Source organism: Pseudomonas sp. DR 5-09 (assembly GCF_001655595.1).
GTDB lineage: Bacteria > Pseudomonadota > Gammaproteobacteria > Pseudomonadales > Pseudomonadaceae > Aquipseudomonas > Aquipseudomonas pharyngis.
Window position 1 is genome coordinate 362,550 of record NZ_CP011566.1, and the last position, 14,794, is coordinate 377,343.

The window sequence follows — 14,794 nt, forward strand, 5'->3', positions numbered from 1 at the left end:
ATCCGACCCCCGATTTCGCGGGGTTTACTCTGCAGGCGGAACGTAGCCTTCGGCCTGAGCGTATTCCTCGCCGGAGAAGTACTTGTCCATTTCGCCCTGAAGAAATTTGCGGTCTTCGGCGTTCATCATGTTCAGGCGTTTTTCGTTGATCAGCAGGGTCTGGTGTTTCTGCCAGTCGGCCCAGGCCTTGGCCGAGACGTGTTCGAAAATATCCTGGCCCTTGGCGCCCGGGTACGGTGGGCGCTCCAGACCTTCGAGTTGTTCTTTGTACTTGCGGCACATTACGGTGCGGGTCATGTCGACTCTCCTGCATTCAAGACGGTGGCCGCGCGTTCGAGCAAGGTCTTGACCGGGGCGGCGAGGCCCAGGCGCGGCGGGGTGGCGAGGTTATACCAGAGCCAGTCGGCCTCGGCCACGTGACCGCCGGCCTCCTGCACCTGAACCAGCCAGGGTTCTATGGACAGCTGGAAGTGGCTGAAGGTGTGGACAAGGCTCGGCAGTGCCTGCTGCTCGCCCAGTTCCAGTGAGTGCTGCGCGGCGAGGTGTTGCAGATCGTCGAGGTCGTCGAGTTCCGGCAGACTCCACAAACCACCCCACAATCCGCTGGACGGGCGGCGATAAAGCAGAATCGCGCCGTCCTCGTTGGCCAACATCGGCATCAGCGTGCGTTTCTGCGGAATGGCTTTGCGCGGCTTGGGGATCGGGTAGCGCGTTTCCAGCCCCAGCATGTGCGCTTCACAGCCCTTTTTCAGCGGACACAGCAGGCAGCTCGGTTTGCTGCGGGTGCAGAGCGTGGCGCCCAGGTCCATCATCGCCTGGGTGTAGGCGTTGACCCGATCCTGCGGCGTGAAGCGCTCGGCGTTGGCCCACAGTTGCTTGGCGACCTTCGGCTCGCCGGGGTAACCCTCCTGCGCGGTAAAACGCGCCAGCACCCGTTTGACGTTGCCGTCGAGGATCGGCGCGCGCAGGCCCATGCTGATGCTGGCGATCGCACCGGCGGTGGACAGGCCGATGCCCGGCAAGTCCGTGAGTTTCTCGACATCCCGGGGAAACTCGCCACCGTACTGGCTGACGACGATCTTCGCGGTCTTCTGCAGATTGCGCGCGCGGGTGTAGTAACCGAGCCCGGTCCACAGGTGCAGCACTTCGTCTTCCGGCGCTTCGGCCAGGGCTTCGACCGTCGGCAGGGCGGCCATGAAGCGGTCGAAGTAATTGAGCACGGTGCTGACCTGGGTCTGCTGCAACATGATCTCGGACACCCACACCCGATATGGGTTGATGTTCTGTTGCCAGGGCAAGTCATGGCGACCGTGGCGGTCGAACCATTCCAGTACCGCCGTGGAAAACTGCTCTGCTCTCATCGCTTGAACAGCCCCTTCAATGCGTTTTTCAGTTCCGGGCTGACTTTGTCGCCCAGTTTTTCGTCGATTTTTTCGCTGAGCTTGTCGCCGGCCAGTTTGCTCGCGACCTGGCCCATGCGTTCGTTGTCCACGCGGCAGGCCTTGGCGCCCAGTTCCAGTGGGCCACGGCAACGCAGCGGCCATTCGATGCCGACGAATTTGTCGCCGACCTGGCAGGCCGGATCCGGCATGGCACTGGTGTCGCCTTCGACGATGATGCCGACGCGGTAGTCCATGCCCAGCACCTTGAGGTCGATATCGCCGTCACCGTTAACGCTCATGCCGGGGATGCGCACTTTCAGGTCCGGGTTGCTGGCCACCCCGTTGCGGAACGTGAGGTTGCCCTTGAGCTCCTGGAACGGTGTGTCCTTGCCACGCGGTTCGCCGCTCAGGGATTTACGGTTGAGGGTGGCGATGCCTTTGCACAGTTGCTGCTCAAGGTTGGCGTTGAGCAGCACGCCGTTGTTGATCACGAAACTGGCGTTGCCGTTGAGGGTTTCGATCAGCGCCTGCTGGCTGTTGCCGCTGCCGGTGACCGTGCTGGTGAGATTGACCAGACCTTTGACCGGAGGATTCTTGCCCTGGCTTTCGAGGATTTTCTCCACCGGCACCCGGTTGATCCGGGTTTGCAGGTTCAGCACCGGCGCGGTCTGGCGCACATCCAGCGTGCCCTTGGCTTCGAAGTCGCCGTTGTACAGCTCGCCGCGCAGGTTCTCCAGGGTCAGCAGGCCGCCCTGGCCGGTGGCTTTCAGTGCGGCGTTCTGGATCGGTAACTTGTCGAGGGTCAGCTGGCCGAAGGTCAGGTCGGCGTTGACGTCGAGCTTGCTAAGGCGCTCGACAGGGAACAGGCGCTCGGTGCTCCAGGCGCTTTTGCTCGGTTTTTCCGGCAGCGGGGTGCTGCCGGCCCCGGCCATCGCATCGGCTTCGGTGCTGGCGACTTCGGCCTGACGGACCTGGGTAGCGGTGTTGGCTTTTTCCGATTTCGGCGGCAGGTAGCGGTCGACGTTGAAGGTGTCTGCCTTGAGGACCGCCCGCAGCGATTGTTTGGCGAAATCTTCGACGGCGATACGGCCGCTGAAGCTGCTGTCGTCGAGTTTCAGGTTGATGTTGTCCAGCGCCAGGCTGGTCGGCGTCGCGGCGACACGGCTGACCAGTTCAACCTTGCTCAAGCTGCCTTCAGCCATGGCCGGCAAAGTCTGGCCGATGCTGTCGACGAATTTCGCCAGGTCGAACTGGGCAATGGAAATTCCGCCGCTGATCTGTGGCGTCTTGTCCAGATCGTTGACCTTCAACTCGCCCAGAGCACGCAATTGGTTCACCGAAAGCTTGATGCCGGTCCATTCGGCGACGTTGGCGGCTTTGTCCAGCAACAATTGCCCTTGCGCGGCGAAGGTCACGGTCTTGCCTTGCAGCGGATCGCCGGCGACTTCGCCGGAAAGCTTCAGGTCTTCGAACTTGTAGCGTTGCAGGGCGCGCTCGAAGCGCAGCTCGCCGTTGAGCTCGGTGCGCACCCGCAGCACTGGCTGGTTGGTGCCGAGGAACGCGGTGGCCTTGACCGGGATGTTGGTCGAATCGTGAACCGCGCCGGTGCTCAACTGGATGCTTTCGGCGCTGAATTGCTTGCCGGTCAGCTCGTCGTTGTACTCCACGCGGGCGTTGTTGACGGTCAGGCTGTCGATGTCGAGGCGAATCGGCTGGGCCGGTTTTTCCACCGGGGCCGGTGTTGCTGGAGAGGCTTCCCCGGCGGTCGCAGGCGGTGTGCTTCCGGCGGGAGCCGGCACCTTGCCGATGTCTTCCCAGTTGCCGTGACCATTCTTGTCACGGTTCAGGCGCAGGTTCAGGCCTTCGACGCGCACGTCGCTCATTTGCACCTCGCGGCGCAGCAGCGGCAGCACGCGCACGGACAGGCCGAGCATCTGCAGGTCGGCGAACGGTTCGGCAGGCTTGGCCAGGGTCGCGACGCTGGCCTCGTGCAGTTCCAGGCCCAGCCACGGGAACAGGCTCCAGCCAATGTCGCCATTGAGCGTCAGCTCGATGTGGGCCTTGTCGCGGGCTATCTGGCGGATCTCGTCCTTGTAGTCGTTGGGATCAAACAGGTGGGTCAGGGCGAAGCCCGCCGCCACAATGATCAGCAACAGCCCGAGAAGTACCAGACCCAGGATTTTGCCGAACGCTTTCATGGGCGAGTCCTTGTAAGTAGTCGAATTCGTAATTTAGCCGGGGAGTATAGCGCTGCATCAACCCTCGCTGTCGCGGTGCCCCGTCAAGGCTGTTGAACCGCGATATACAGCGCTTCGACAACGATCGGCATCGGGGTTCCCGGGCGTCCTGAGATCAGATGACATGAAAAAGGTGATATCAGTTTGGTTTTTCTGTCACGTGCAAATGGTAACCTTCGCCCGTTCGTCCGCCCATCTGCGACTTAACGTCGCGCTTTCAAGGAGCTTCACCCGCAAAAAACGGTCATGCCTGCGTGCATAAAGGCCGGGGTGGGCAGTGGCTGGCGAACCATACTAATAATTGGGGGATACACAATGAGCACGACCATTACGGCGGACGGCTTCAAAGCCGATCAGCCCGGGTTCCTGTCCAAGGAACGCATCATCGCCAAGCCCGGTTTCAACCGTTGGCTGGTCCCGCCGGCCGCTCTGGCCATTCACCTGTGCATCGGCATGGCCTACGGCTTCTCGGTGTTCTGGTTGCCGCTGTCCAAGGCGCTGGGCGTCACTGCTCCGGTGGCTTGCGCACCGGACATGAGCTTCATCGCACAAGTCTTCTCGTCGCAATGCGACTGGCCGATCTCCATGCTCGGCTGGATCTACACCCTGTTCTTCATCTTCCTCGGCTGCTCGGCAGCGATCTGGGGCGGCTGGCTCGAACATGCAGGTCCTCGCAAGGCCGGTGTTGTATCGGCACTTTGCTGGTGCGGCGGTCTGCTGATTTCTGCGCTGGGTATTTATACCCACCAGATCTGGCTGATGTGGATCGGCTCCGGCGTGATCGGCGGTATCGGTCTGGGCCTGGGCTACATCTCGCCAGTGTCGACCCTGATCAAGTGGTTCCCGGACAAGCGCGGCATGGCGACCGGCATGGCGATCATGGGTTTTGGCGGTGGCGCGATGGTCGGTGCGCCACTGGCGACCGCTCTGATGAGTCATTTCGCTTCGCCAACCGGTGTCGGCGTGTGGCAGAGCTTCGTGGCCATGGCCGCGATCTACTTCGTGTTCATGATCGGTGGCGCGCTGGCGTACCGCGTACCGCCAACCGGCTGGAAGCCTGAAGGCTGGACCGCTCCGGCGAAGAAAGCGTCGAATGCGATGATCACCCACCGTCACGTTCACGTGAATGTGGCTTGGAAAACTCCGCAATTCCGTCTGGTGTGGCTGGTGCTGTGCCTGAACGTGTCCGCCGGTATCGGCATCCTCGGCATGGCTTCGCCACTGTTGCAGGAAGTGTTCGGCGGCAAGCTGCTGGGTAACGATCTGCCGTTCGGTCAGTTGGACGCCGGTCAACTGGCTTCGATCGCTGCAATTGCGGCCGGTTTCACCGGTCTGCTGAGCCTGTTCAACATCGGCGGCCGTTTCTTCTGGGCCTCGTTCTCGGACTACCTGGGCCGCAAGAACACTTACTTCGTGTTCTTCGCACTGGGTTTTGCGTTGTACGCGCTGATCCCGAACCTCGGTCACCTGGGCAACGTTGCGCTGTTCGTGGCGGCGTTCTGCATCATCCTGTCGATGTACGGCGGTGGTTTCGCCACCGTTCCGGCGTATCTGGCCGACCTGTTCGGTACGCAAATGGTCGGCGCGATCCACGGTCGTCTGCTGACGGCCTGGGCTGCCGCTGGCGTGCTGGGTCCGGTGCTGGTGAACTACCTGCGTGAGTATCAGCTGAGCATCGGCGTTGAACGCGCCGCCGCTTACGACATCACCCTGTACATCCTCGCCGGCCTGCTGGTGCTGGGTTTCCTGTGCAACCTGCTGGTGCGCCCGGTGGCCGACAAGTACTTCATGACCGACGCTGAACTGGCGGCCGAACAGGCGCTGGGCCACGACAAGGGTGCTGACGGCAGCACCGTGCTGGAGTGGAAAGCCGCGCCGGGCAGCAAGCCGTTGGCGATCGCTGCGTGGCTGGTGGTGGGGATTCCGTTGGCGTGGGGTGTGTGGGTGACCCTGCAGAAGACGGCGGTTCTGTTCCACTAAGTAGCCAAGCGCTGGCCTGAAAATCTTCAGGTCAGCGCCAAATCCTGTGGGAGCGAGCCTGCTCGCGATAGCGGTCTGACAGTCGACAGTGATGTTGAATGTACGACCCTCATCGCGAGCAGGCTCGCTCCCACAGTTGTTTTGGGCTGTCCGAAATGGCTTGTATGGACATGTCTATCCCCGACAGCACGGGGTTCTATCCGTCAGTCATTCCACCTATCGTGTTTCTGTTTCGGCCCCGCGCCCCTATAATGGCTGCCTTTTTCGCCCAATGATTTTGCGGAGCTGGTGATGGCCGAACGTAAGGCGTCTGTCGAGCGCGACACTCTGGAAACCCAGATCAAAGCCTCGATCAACCTTGATGGCACCGGAAAGGCCCGATTCGATATCGGTGTTCCTTTTCTTGAGCACATGCTGGATCAGATCGCCCGTCACGGGCTGATCGACCTGGATATCCAATGCAAGGGCGATCTGCATATCGACGACCACCACACGGTGGAAGACGTCGGTATCACCCTCGGCCAGGCCTTCGCGCAAGCCATTGGCGACAAGAAAGGCATCCGTCGCTACGGCCACGCCTACGTGCCGCTCGATGAAGCGCTGTCGCGCGTGGTGATCGACTTCTCCGGCCGTCCGGGTCTGCAGATGCACGTGCCGTACACCCGCGCCACCGTTGGCGGCTTCGACGTCGACCTGTTCCAGGAATTCTTCCAGGGCTTCGTCAACCACGCGCTGGTCAGCCTGCACATCGACAACCTGCGCGGCACCAACACTCACCACCAGATCGAAACCGTGTTCAAGGCTTTCGGCCGCGCGTTGCGCATGGCCGTAGAGCTGGACGAGCGCATGGCCGGCCAGATGCCTTCGACCAAAGGCGTCCTGTAATGCAGACGGTTGCAGTTATCGATTACGGCATGGGCAACCTGCACTCGGTGGCCAAGGCCCTCGAGCACGTCGGTGCCGGCAAGGTGCTGATCACCAGCGATGCGGCAGTGATCCGCGAAGCTGACCGCGTGGTGTTCCCCGGTGTCGGTGCGATTCGCGATTGCATGGCGGAGATCCGTCGCCTCGGTTTCGATTCGCTGGTGCGTGAAGTCAGCCAGGACCGTCCGTTCCTCGGCATCTGCGTCGGCATGCAAGCGTTGCTCGACTCCAGCGAAGAAAACGACGGCGTCGACTGCATCGGCCTGTTCCCGGGCGCGGTGAAGTTCTTCGGCAAAGACCTGCATGAAGACGGCGAGCACCTGAAAGTCCCGCACATGGGCTGGAACGAAGTGAAGCAGGCGGTGGATCACCCGCTGTGGCACAACATTCCGGACCTGGCGCGTTTCTACTTCGTGCACAGCTACTACATCGCCGCCGGCAACCCGCGGCAGGTGGTCGGCAGCGGTCATTACGGCGTCGATTTCGCTGCGGCACTGGCCGAAGGTTCGCGTTTCGCCGTGCAGTTCCACCCGGAGAAGAGCCATACCCATGGCCTGCAATTGCTGCAGAACTTCGCGGCGTGGGACGGTCGCTGGTAAATGGCCGTCAAGAAATCCAAGCCGCCGATTCTGACCCTCACTCCCGAGCAGGAGAGCGAGGCCAACCGCAAGATTCAGCGGTTCATGGAGGATCGTTTCGAACTGGACCTGGGTTCGTTCGAGGCGGCGGAAATTCTTGAGCTGTTTACCCGCGAAATTGCTCCGCACTATTACAACAGGGCGATTTTCGATGTGCAGACCCACCTCAAGGAGCGGTTTGAAAGCATCGAAAGCGACCTGTGGGCGCTCGAGAAAAACTGATTTCCGAGCCAAGCTGAACATTCAAATTTGAAGGTTTGCCAGATGCTGATTATTCCCGCTATCGATCTCAAAGACGGTGCCTGCGTACGTCTGCGCCAGGGCCGCATGGAAGATTCCACAGTGTTCTCCGATGACCCGGTGAGCATGGCTGCCAAGTGGGTGGAGGGCGGCTGCCGTCGTCTGCATCTGGTCGATCTGAACGGTGCTTTCGAAGGCCAGCCGGTCAACGGCGAAGTGGTGACCGCGATCGCCAAGCGCTACCCGACTCTGCCGATCCAGATCGGCGGCGGCATCCGTTCGCTGGAAACCATCGAGCATTACGTCAAGGCTGGCGTCAGCTACGTGATCATCGGCACCAAAGCGGTGAAGGATCCGGCGTTCGTTGCTGAAGCCTGCCGTGCGTTTCCGGGCAAGATCATCGTTGGTCTGGATGCCAAAGACGGTTTTGTCGCCACCGATGGCTGGGCTGAAATCAGCACCGTGCAAGTCATCGACCTGGCCAGGCAGTTCGAAGCCGACGGCGTGTCCTCGATCGTTTATACCGACATCGCCAAAGACGGCATGATGCAGGGCTGCAACGTGCCGTTCACCGCTGCGCTGGCTGCTGCCACGAAGATCCCGGTGATCGCATCCGGCGGCATTCACAACCTGGGTGACATCAAGTCGCTGCTCGACGCCAAGGCACCGGGCATCATCGGTGCCATCACCGGCCGGGCGATTTACGAAGGCACTCTCGACGTCGCTGAAGCGCAAGCTTTCTGCGACTCGTACCAAGGCTGAGGACTGACCATGGCGCTGGCCAAACGCATCATCCCTTGCCTGGACGTGGACAACGGCCGGGTCGTCAAAGGTGTGAAGTTCGAGAACATCCGTGACGCCGGCGATCCGGTGGAAATCGCCCGTCGCTACGACGAGCAGGGTGCCGACGAGATTACCTTTCTCGACATCACCGCCAGCGTCGATGGCCGTGACACCACCCTGCACACCGTCGAGCGCATGGCCAGCCAGGTGTTCATCCCGCTGACCGTCGGCGGCGGCGTGCGGACCGTGCAGGATATCCGCAACCTGCTCAACGCCGGTGCGGACAAGGTGTCGATCAACACCGCTGCCGTGTTCAACCCGGAATTCGTCGGCGAAGCGGCGCAGCATTTCGGCTCGCAATGCATCGTCGTCGCCATCGACGCCAAGAAGGTTTCGGGCCCGGGCGAAACCCCGCGCTGGGAGATCTTCACCCACGGCGGCCGCAAGCCGACCGGCCTCGACGCGGTCGAGTGGGCGAAAAAAATGGAAGGCCTGGGTGCCGGTGAAATCCTCCTGACCAGCATGGATCAGGACGGCATGAAAAACGGCTTCGACCTCGGTGTGACCCGCGCCATCAGCGATGCGCTGGGCATTCCGGTGATCGCTTCCGGTGGCGTCGGCAACCTGCAGCATCTGGCTGACGGCATCCTTGAAGGCCACGCCAGCGCGGTGCTGGCGGCGAGTATTTTCCACTTCGGCGAATACACCGTTCAGGAAGCCAAGGCTTACATGTCTAAACGCGGCATCGTGATGCGTTAAACAATACAGGCCAGTGGACAGCATGGCGTACCCAAGGCACTCTTGGGCACGCCATGGATTTCGGTAGCCCGACATGATCAAACGCCTGCTTCTCGCCCTCGCCAGTGCCTCCGTGTTGTTGATCAACAACGGCCACGCCGAAGAAAGTCCCGACACCGATCTGGTGCTCCTCACCGAAAACTTCCCGCCGTACAACATGGCGAAGAACGGCAAGAATTTCGCCCAGGAAGAAAACATCAACGGCATCGCCACGGACATCGTGCGCGAGATGTTCAAGCGTGCCGGCATCACTTACAGCCTGACCCTGCGTTTCCCCTGGGAGCGGGTCTACAAGCTGGCACTGGAGAATCCCGGTTACGGTGCGTTCGTCATGGCGCGTCTGCCGGACCGCGAAAAACTCTTCAAATGGGTCGGCCCGATCGGCCCGGACGACTGGGTCATGCTGGCCAAGGCCGACAGCAAGATCACCCTCGAAACCCTCAACGACGCGCGCAAATACAAGATTGGCGCCTACAAGGGCGATGCGATTGCCGAGACCCTGACCAAGCAGGGGCTGAAGCCGGCAGTGGTCCTGCGCGATCAGGACAACGCCAGAAAACTGGTCAGCGGCCAGATCGACCTGTGGGCCACCGGCGACCCGGCCGGACGCTATCTGGCGCGCCAGGAAGGGGTAGCCGGGCTCAAAACCGTGTTGCGTTTCAACAGTGCCGAGCTTTATCTGGCGCTGAACAAGGACGTGCCGGACGAAGCCGTTGCCAAGCTTCAAGCCGCGCTCGATCAGATGCGCAAGGAAGGCGTGGTCGACGAAATCATGGGGCGCTATCTGTAGCAGTCGACGAGCCCGGCGACGACTGCGCAACAACGCCGGCGCCGCTCGTGATGGTTTCTGTCGATGGGTTTGCCGCCATGACAGGCATTGGGGTTGCTGTCTCGACGGCTTCTGGCGGGTATTCACTCATGACCAGGCGGGTGTCATCGGTGTAACCAAGCGGGACGGTGACTTCAGTGCCATCCTCCCGGACCAGCTCGTAGTGACTTTCCATCTGATACACCGCGACCGATTTGAGTTTCGCCGCCATGGCGATGACGACCCGAGAGCCTGATTCGCTCCACTCGCTGGAGGACGTTTCGGTGTGAGTGAAATCCCGCGGCAGGCACGCCGAGAACTTTGTTGCCCGGATATCACTGGGCATCGCAGCCGGCCAGGCTTTGGTGAATTCCACGGCGGTATGGCGATTGAATAGCCGCATGGCCGCGGCATTTTGCGCCCTTGGCGCTTTCCATTTGATCGACTGAGCCTGCTCCGTGGCATTTCGGCCGTACCCGACCAGCACATATTGGTCGGTTCTTTTCAGATCGTAGTAACGCGAATGGTGAAATCCATCATTGGGTTGAGCGTAATCCCTGACTGCAAACCACGGCAGGCGGGCAGTCTGCGTGACCCTCGCCACTGCACTTTCGGGATTCATGTGTGCAGTCAGTACCGGAGCTTCTGCAGGTACGCTGACTTGAACCGGAATCGGTATCCGTAATGCATACGCGAAAGGGCCGGTTGCCGGTTTGTTGTGGCTCGGGGCGCCGATGAAGGTGCCGGGCGCAAAGCAGATTTCGCCCGCCGCGGCGGTCGGGGGATCAATGCTCCAGGCGCTGAAGTTCAGCTTTGCACCACTGCCTTTGTCATCCCAGAGCAGATCGCCGAGGTCGGCAGCAACGACCAGATCGGCCCTGACGCAACGGATGGCGTTGAGTGAGGGTTTGCCGTGATCGCTGGAGCAGGTCATACCCAGCGCGACATAGCCTTGCGGCGCGATCGGGCGCCAGATCGAAGTGCGCGTGGCGGCTCCCGATCCGGATTCTTTCCAGACAAGTTCGAAGTCGGTGGGGCGGCTGAGTGCTTTGCCCCTGATGTTACCGTCGTCTTGTAACGTTGCCTCGCAGACCACTGCGGCGACAATTTCGCCGTTGATGGAGGTGGTGTTGGGGATGAGGATGTCTCCCAGCGGAAAGTATCCCGGCAGAAGATCGGGGGCCGGCGCAGGGCGCCAGAAGGTGGCGGGCCTGGCCCGTGTGCCGTTGCTGTTCCAGATACGGTTGAATTCGCTGGTGAAGTTGATCAGCAGGTTGTCGAGCCTGATCGGCTCCATTGGCCTGTCTCGCAATGAAGCATTGTCGTTGGTAGTCATAGTCAATCCTGATAATTGAATGGCAGCTCGAAAGAGTTGCGACCTGTGGCAGGTCTGACTATCCGGAAAGAGGGCAGGCGTCAGGCGGTAACTATTTATGGGCGTGTGTCGGTTTGTTACCGATAAATCCCGTCTTTGCCATGCGCGGCCGTGGCGCGATTGCTGCGCACACTGATCATCTGCTTGATGTCGATCCACTCGATGCCTTGGGCTTTCAGCTTCGGCAGTTCCCGCTCCAGCACTGCCAGCGTCTGTGGATAAGGGTGCCCGATCATCACGGCCGAACCCTGTTTGTGCGCCAGACTGATCGCTGTCTGCAATTGAGTCAGGATCGCCGCTTCTGTGCGCTCGTCATCGAGAAACACATCCCGCGAAACACTCGCCAGATCGATCTTTTGCGCTTGCTGCGCTGCCACAGTCTGCGCGCTGGTGCGGCTGTCGACGAAGAACTTGTGGCGGCGCTGCAACTCGCCCATCAACCACGCCATGGCCACCGGCTGTGCGGTCATGCGACTGCCCATGTGGTTGTTGATACCGGCGGTGTAGGGGACCATTTTGAACGCGGCATTCAGCCTTTTTTCGAGTTCTTCGATGGGCAGTTCGGGATGCCAGGCGAACGGGCCGGTGGCCGGGTCCATCGGCATGTGCAGGATCACGACCTTGCCGGCGCGATGGGCTTCGCGGGCGAATTCGGTGGCGTGCGGGGTGTCGGGCATGATCGCTGTGGTGACCGGGCCGGGCAGGGCCAGCACGCGGCGATCCCGGGGCAGGTTCTGCCCCAGGTCGTCGATGATCAGCGTCAGGTAGGCTTTTTGAGGTGTGGTTCCGGCAGGTTCTGCGTGAGCAGCACCCGCCAGACAGCACAGCAGGACAAAGAGGAAACGCAAAGACATCCTCAACGGCCGGACGTGATGCTCAGGCCTTTGAGCAGGCTCAGGGCCTGGGCCAACTGGTAGTCGTCATCCTGCGGCATCGCCTTGGCCTTGCCGCCAGAGCCGGTCGGTTTGTCCGCGCCGCCGTTACCGTTGCCCAGATGACCTTGCAGGTCGGCTTCCTTGAAGTAGTCGCTGTCCGCCTCGTTGGTGATCTTGGCGCGGCGCACTTCGATGTCCGGGACGATGCCCTGGGCCTGGATCGAGCGGCCGTTCGGCGTGAAGTACAGCGCCGTGGTGATCTTCAGCGCGCGGTCGTTGTTCAGCGGCAGCACGGTCTGCACCGAGCCCTTGCCGAAACTGGTGGTACCCATGACCACGGCGCGTTTCTGATCCTGCAGGGCGCCGGCGACGATTTCCGAAGCCGAGGCACTGCCACCGTTGATCAGCACGACCATCGGCACCGCTTCGCTTTCATCCTTGCCGGTGGCGGAGAAGCGCAGTTCGGAATTGGCGATTCGGCCCTTGGTGTAGACGATCAGGCCTTTGGTGATGAAGTGATCGACCACTTCCACCGCCGCTTGCAGCACACCACCCGGGTTGTTGCGCAGGTCGAGGATGATGCCGTTGAGCTTCTTGCCGTTGTCCTTGCGCAGCTTGGCCAGGGCCTTGGAGACCTCCTCGCCGGTCTTGACCTGGAACTGGGTGATGCGGATCAGGCCGTAACCCGATTCCAGCAGTTGCGCCTTGACGCTCTTCACCTGAATCACCGCGCGGGCCAGGGTCACGTCGAACGGCGTGCCGCCGTCGCGCACCAGGGTCAGGGTGATCTTCTGGCCGATCTTGCCGCGCATCTTGTCCACGGCTTCGGTCATGGTCTGGCCGCGGGTCGGCGCCCCGTTGATCTTGACGATGAAGTCGCCGGCCTGGATGCCGGCCTTCGACGCCGGGGTGTCGTCGATTGGCGACACGACCTTGATGAAGCCGTCTTCGGCGCCGACCTCGATGCCCAGACCACCGAACTCACCGCTGGTGCTTTCCTGCAACTCGGCGAAGTCTTCAGGGCCCAGGTAGGCGGAGTGCGGATCAAGGTTGCTGAGCATGCCCTTGATCGCGTTTTCCAGCAGGGTCTTGTCGTCCACCGGTTCGACGTAGGCGGCCTTGATCCGGTCCATGACCTCGGCAAAGGTGCGCAGCTCTTCCAGCGGCAACGGCGCCTTGGAAGTCGCGGCAGTACCTGCCGGAGCGACGGCCGGAGCCGGTTGAGCGGCAAACGCCAGAGGCGCGCCGATCACCAGGGCGATCGTCAGGGCCAGCGAGGTAAGGCGGGACAAATGCAGCATGTCGAACGAACTCCTGAATTAGATGGCGTGCTTATCCTTGCGCACGGCACCATTGCGCCGGATCACTCGGGTGACCCTGCTGACGAATTGCGAAATACAGCGCTGGTGTGTCCTGGCCGCCACTGTTACCCACAGTGGAGATGGACTCACCGGCTTTTACCACGTCACCTGCCGACTTCAGTAGCGTCTGGTTGTGACCGTAAAGACTCAGAAAACCGTTGCCGTGATCGAGGATCACCAGCAGCCCGGCGCCGCGCAGCCAGTCGGCAAACACCACGCGCCCGCCGTGTACGGCATGCACCTGGCTGCCGGCGGAGGCGCTGATCATCACGCCGTCCCACTTGGTGCGGGCATCGTCGCCACGGGTTTCGCCGAAGCGTGCCAGCAGTCGACCATCAACCGGCCATGGAAGTTTTCCCCGACTTGATGCAAAAGGGCCACCGAAGGTCTCGCCGCCGCTGGATACCAAGGCGCCGGGTGTCGATCTGACCGGCTTGCGTGGGGCGTCGGAGTTTTCCGCCTCGGCCTCACGCAAGCGCTTTTTTTCGGCTTCCTGCTGGGCGATGAGCGCTTTCTGCCGCGCTTCTTCTGCCTCACGAGCCTGGCGGGCCAGGGTTTCTTCAATGGTTTTAAGGACTTTAGACAGGTCTGCCTGATCCTGCTCGCGGGCGGCCAGTTTCTGGTCTCGGGCTTTCACGTCGTCATTGAGCTTGGCAAGGGCCTGCTGGCGCTCCTTGCGGACCTTGTCGAGCGCTTCGCGCCGAGTGTCGAGATCGCTTTGCTGCGCCAGCAACTGCGCCTGCTGCACGCCGATGTCCTTTTCGACATTGGCCAATTGGCGCAAGGTTTCGTTGAAGCTCTTCAGCTGTTCCAGGCGAGCCTGGCTCAGGTAGTCGTAATAGGTGAGGGTGCGGGCGAATTTCTCGGGATTCTGCTGGTTGAGCAGCAGTTTGAGGTATTCCTGGCGACCGTTCTGGTAGGCGGCGCGGGCCTGGATGGCGATCAGTCGCTGCTGTTCAGTGCGCGCGCTCTGGAGTTTTTTTTTCTCCGCATCGAGCCGCTGCAGCTCAGACTCGCTCTTCTTGAGCTCTTTCTGCAGGGCTTCGACCTGCTTCTCGAGCTTGCCCATTTCGGTTTCGGTGCCCTTGAGCTCCTTTTGTACCCCGGATTTTTCCTCCTGGAGCTTGCCCAGCAGTTTTTTCAGCTCGGCAATGTCCTGGCGCGTGGCGTCCAGTTGCTGTTGGGTTTGCGCGCGCTCATCCGCGAAGGCCGGTTGGAGCAGGCATGTCAGAGCGAGGGCGATCAGGACGCGAAGCATAGAGGCGGGCGGCACCAGGGTAAGGGACGGCCTAGTATGCCCGCCCGACGCGGCAAAAAAAACGCCTCAAAGCCAACTGCTTTGAGGCGTTCGTCATAAAAAGCCGTTTCAGGCTGATTACAGGGCGTTTTTGAT

At 61.3% G+C, this 14,794-nt stretch carries 14 protein-coding genes; 7 read left to right on the forward strand and 7 right to left on the reverse strand.

Translation table 11 applies throughout. The features are described 5' to 3' along the window. Window positions 1–24 precede the first annotated feature (24 nt). Genes PDR5_RS01620 through PDR5_RS01630 form a run of 3 tightly spaced genes read right to left on the reverse strand, consistent with a single transcriptional unit; the run spans window position 25 to window position 3,580 of the window. Window positions 25–297, reverse strand: a complete 273-nt coding sequence (locus tag PDR5_RS01620; protein WP_007952551.1) for an oxidative damage protection protein — start codon at window positions 295–297, stop codon at window positions 25–27. Next, window positions 294–1,361: an A/G-specific adenine glycosylase gene (gene mutY / locus PDR5_RS01625; protein ID WP_064592823.1), complete on the reverse strand. Its 1,068-nt coding sequence runs from the start codon at window positions 1,359–1,361 to the stop codon at window positions 294–296. The genes PDR5_RS01620 and mutY overlap by 4 nt, the downstream gene beginning before the upstream one ends. Next, a complete protein-coding gene (locus tag PDR5_RS01630) occupies window positions 1,358–3,580 on the reverse strand; it encodes an AsmA family protein (RefSeq protein ID WP_064592825.1) in 2,223 nt (740 codons plus the stop codon). The genes mutY and PDR5_RS01630 overlap by 4 nt, the downstream gene beginning before the upstream one ends. Window positions 3,581–3,934: 354 nt before the next feature. Here PDR5_RS01630 and PDR5_RS01635 point away from each other — a divergent pair, with 354 nt between their 5' ends. The 7 genes from PDR5_RS01635 to PDR5_RS01665 all read left to right on the forward strand — a co-directional run bounded on the left by PDR5_RS01635 (window position 3,935) and on the right by PDR5_RS01665 (window position 9,772). Next, window positions 3,935–5,599, forward strand: coding sequence for an OFA family MFS transporter (locus tag PDR5_RS01635; RefSeq protein WP_039764668.1), 1,665 nt, complete (start codon window positions 3,935–3,937; stop codon window positions 5,597–5,599). Between the two features lie 291 nt (window positions 5,600–5,890). Further along, entirely contained in the window at window positions 5,891–6,484 is a 594-nt protein-coding gene (gene hisB / locus PDR5_RS01640; RefSeq protein ID WP_039764670.1) for an imidazoleglycerol-phosphate dehydratase HisB, read from the forward strand. Further along, a complete protein-coding gene (hisH, locus tag PDR5_RS01645) occupies window positions 6,484–7,122 on the forward strand; it encodes an imidazole glycerol phosphate synthase subunit HisH (protein WP_007952546.1) in 639 nt (212 codons plus the stop codon). Before hisB ends, hisH begins: the two co-directional genes overlap by 1 nt. Beyond that, the gene (locus PDR5_RS01650) at window positions 7,123–7,383 is read left to right on the forward strand and encodes a DUF2164 domain-containing protein (protein ID WP_011332018.1); all 261 of its coding nucleotides are present in this window, start codon (window positions 7,123–7,125) and stop codon (window positions 7,381–7,383) included. A 42-nt stretch (window positions 7,384–7,425) separates the two neighbouring features. Beyond that, window positions 7,426–8,163, forward strand: coding sequence for a 1-(5-phosphoribosyl)-5-[(5-phosphoribosylamino)methylideneamino]imidazole-4-carboxamide isomerase (hisA, locus tag PDR5_RS01655; protein WP_064363356.1), 738 nt, complete (start codon window positions 7,426–7,428; stop codon window positions 8,161–8,163). Window positions 8,164–8,172: 9 nt separating this feature from the next. Then, window positions 8,173–8,943, forward strand: a complete 771-nt coding sequence (gene hisF, locus PDR5_RS01660; protein WP_011332020.1) for an imidazole glycerol phosphate synthase subunit HisF — start codon at window positions 8,173–8,175, stop codon at window positions 8,941–8,943. Between the two features lie 73 nt (window positions 8,944–9,016). Continuing rightward, a complete protein-coding gene (locus PDR5_RS01665) occupies window positions 9,017–9,772 on the forward strand; it encodes a substrate-binding periplasmic protein (RefSeq protein ID WP_064592827.1) in 756 nt (251 codons plus the stop codon). On the opposite strand, the gene PDR5_RS01670 is transcribed toward PDR5_RS01665, so the two are convergent. The 4 genes from PDR5_RS01670 to PDR5_RS01685 form a co-directional block, all read right to left on the reverse strand. After that, window positions 9,753–11,126 (reverse strand): Vps62-related protein, encoded by a 1,374-nt coding sequence (locus tag PDR5_RS01670; RefSeq protein ID WP_082934350.1) that lies wholly within the window; start codon window positions 11,124–11,126, stop codon window positions 9,753–9,755. The genes PDR5_RS01665 and PDR5_RS01670 overlap by 20 nt on opposite strands. Before the next feature lie 116 nt (window positions 11,127–11,242). Continuing rightward, the gene (locus PDR5_RS01675; RefSeq protein ID WP_064592831.1) at window positions 11,243–12,019 is read right to left on the reverse strand and encodes a divergent polysaccharide deacetylase family protein; all 777 of its coding nucleotides are present in this window, start codon (window positions 12,017–12,019) and stop codon (window positions 11,243–11,245) included. 2 nt (window positions 12,020–12,021) lie between these two features. Continuing rightward, window positions 12,022–13,341, reverse strand: coding sequence for a S41 family peptidase (locus tag PDR5_RS01680; protein ID WP_011332024.1), 1,320 nt, complete (start codon window positions 13,339–13,341; stop codon window positions 12,022–12,024). A gap of 31 nt (window positions 13,342–13,372) precedes the next feature. Next, window positions 13,373–14,659, reverse strand: a complete 1,287-nt coding sequence (locus tag PDR5_RS01685) for a murein hydrolase activator EnvC family protein (RefSeq protein WP_039764683.1) — start codon at window positions 14,657–14,659, stop codon at window positions 13,373–13,375. Window positions 14,660–14,794: the final 135 nt, after the last annotated feature.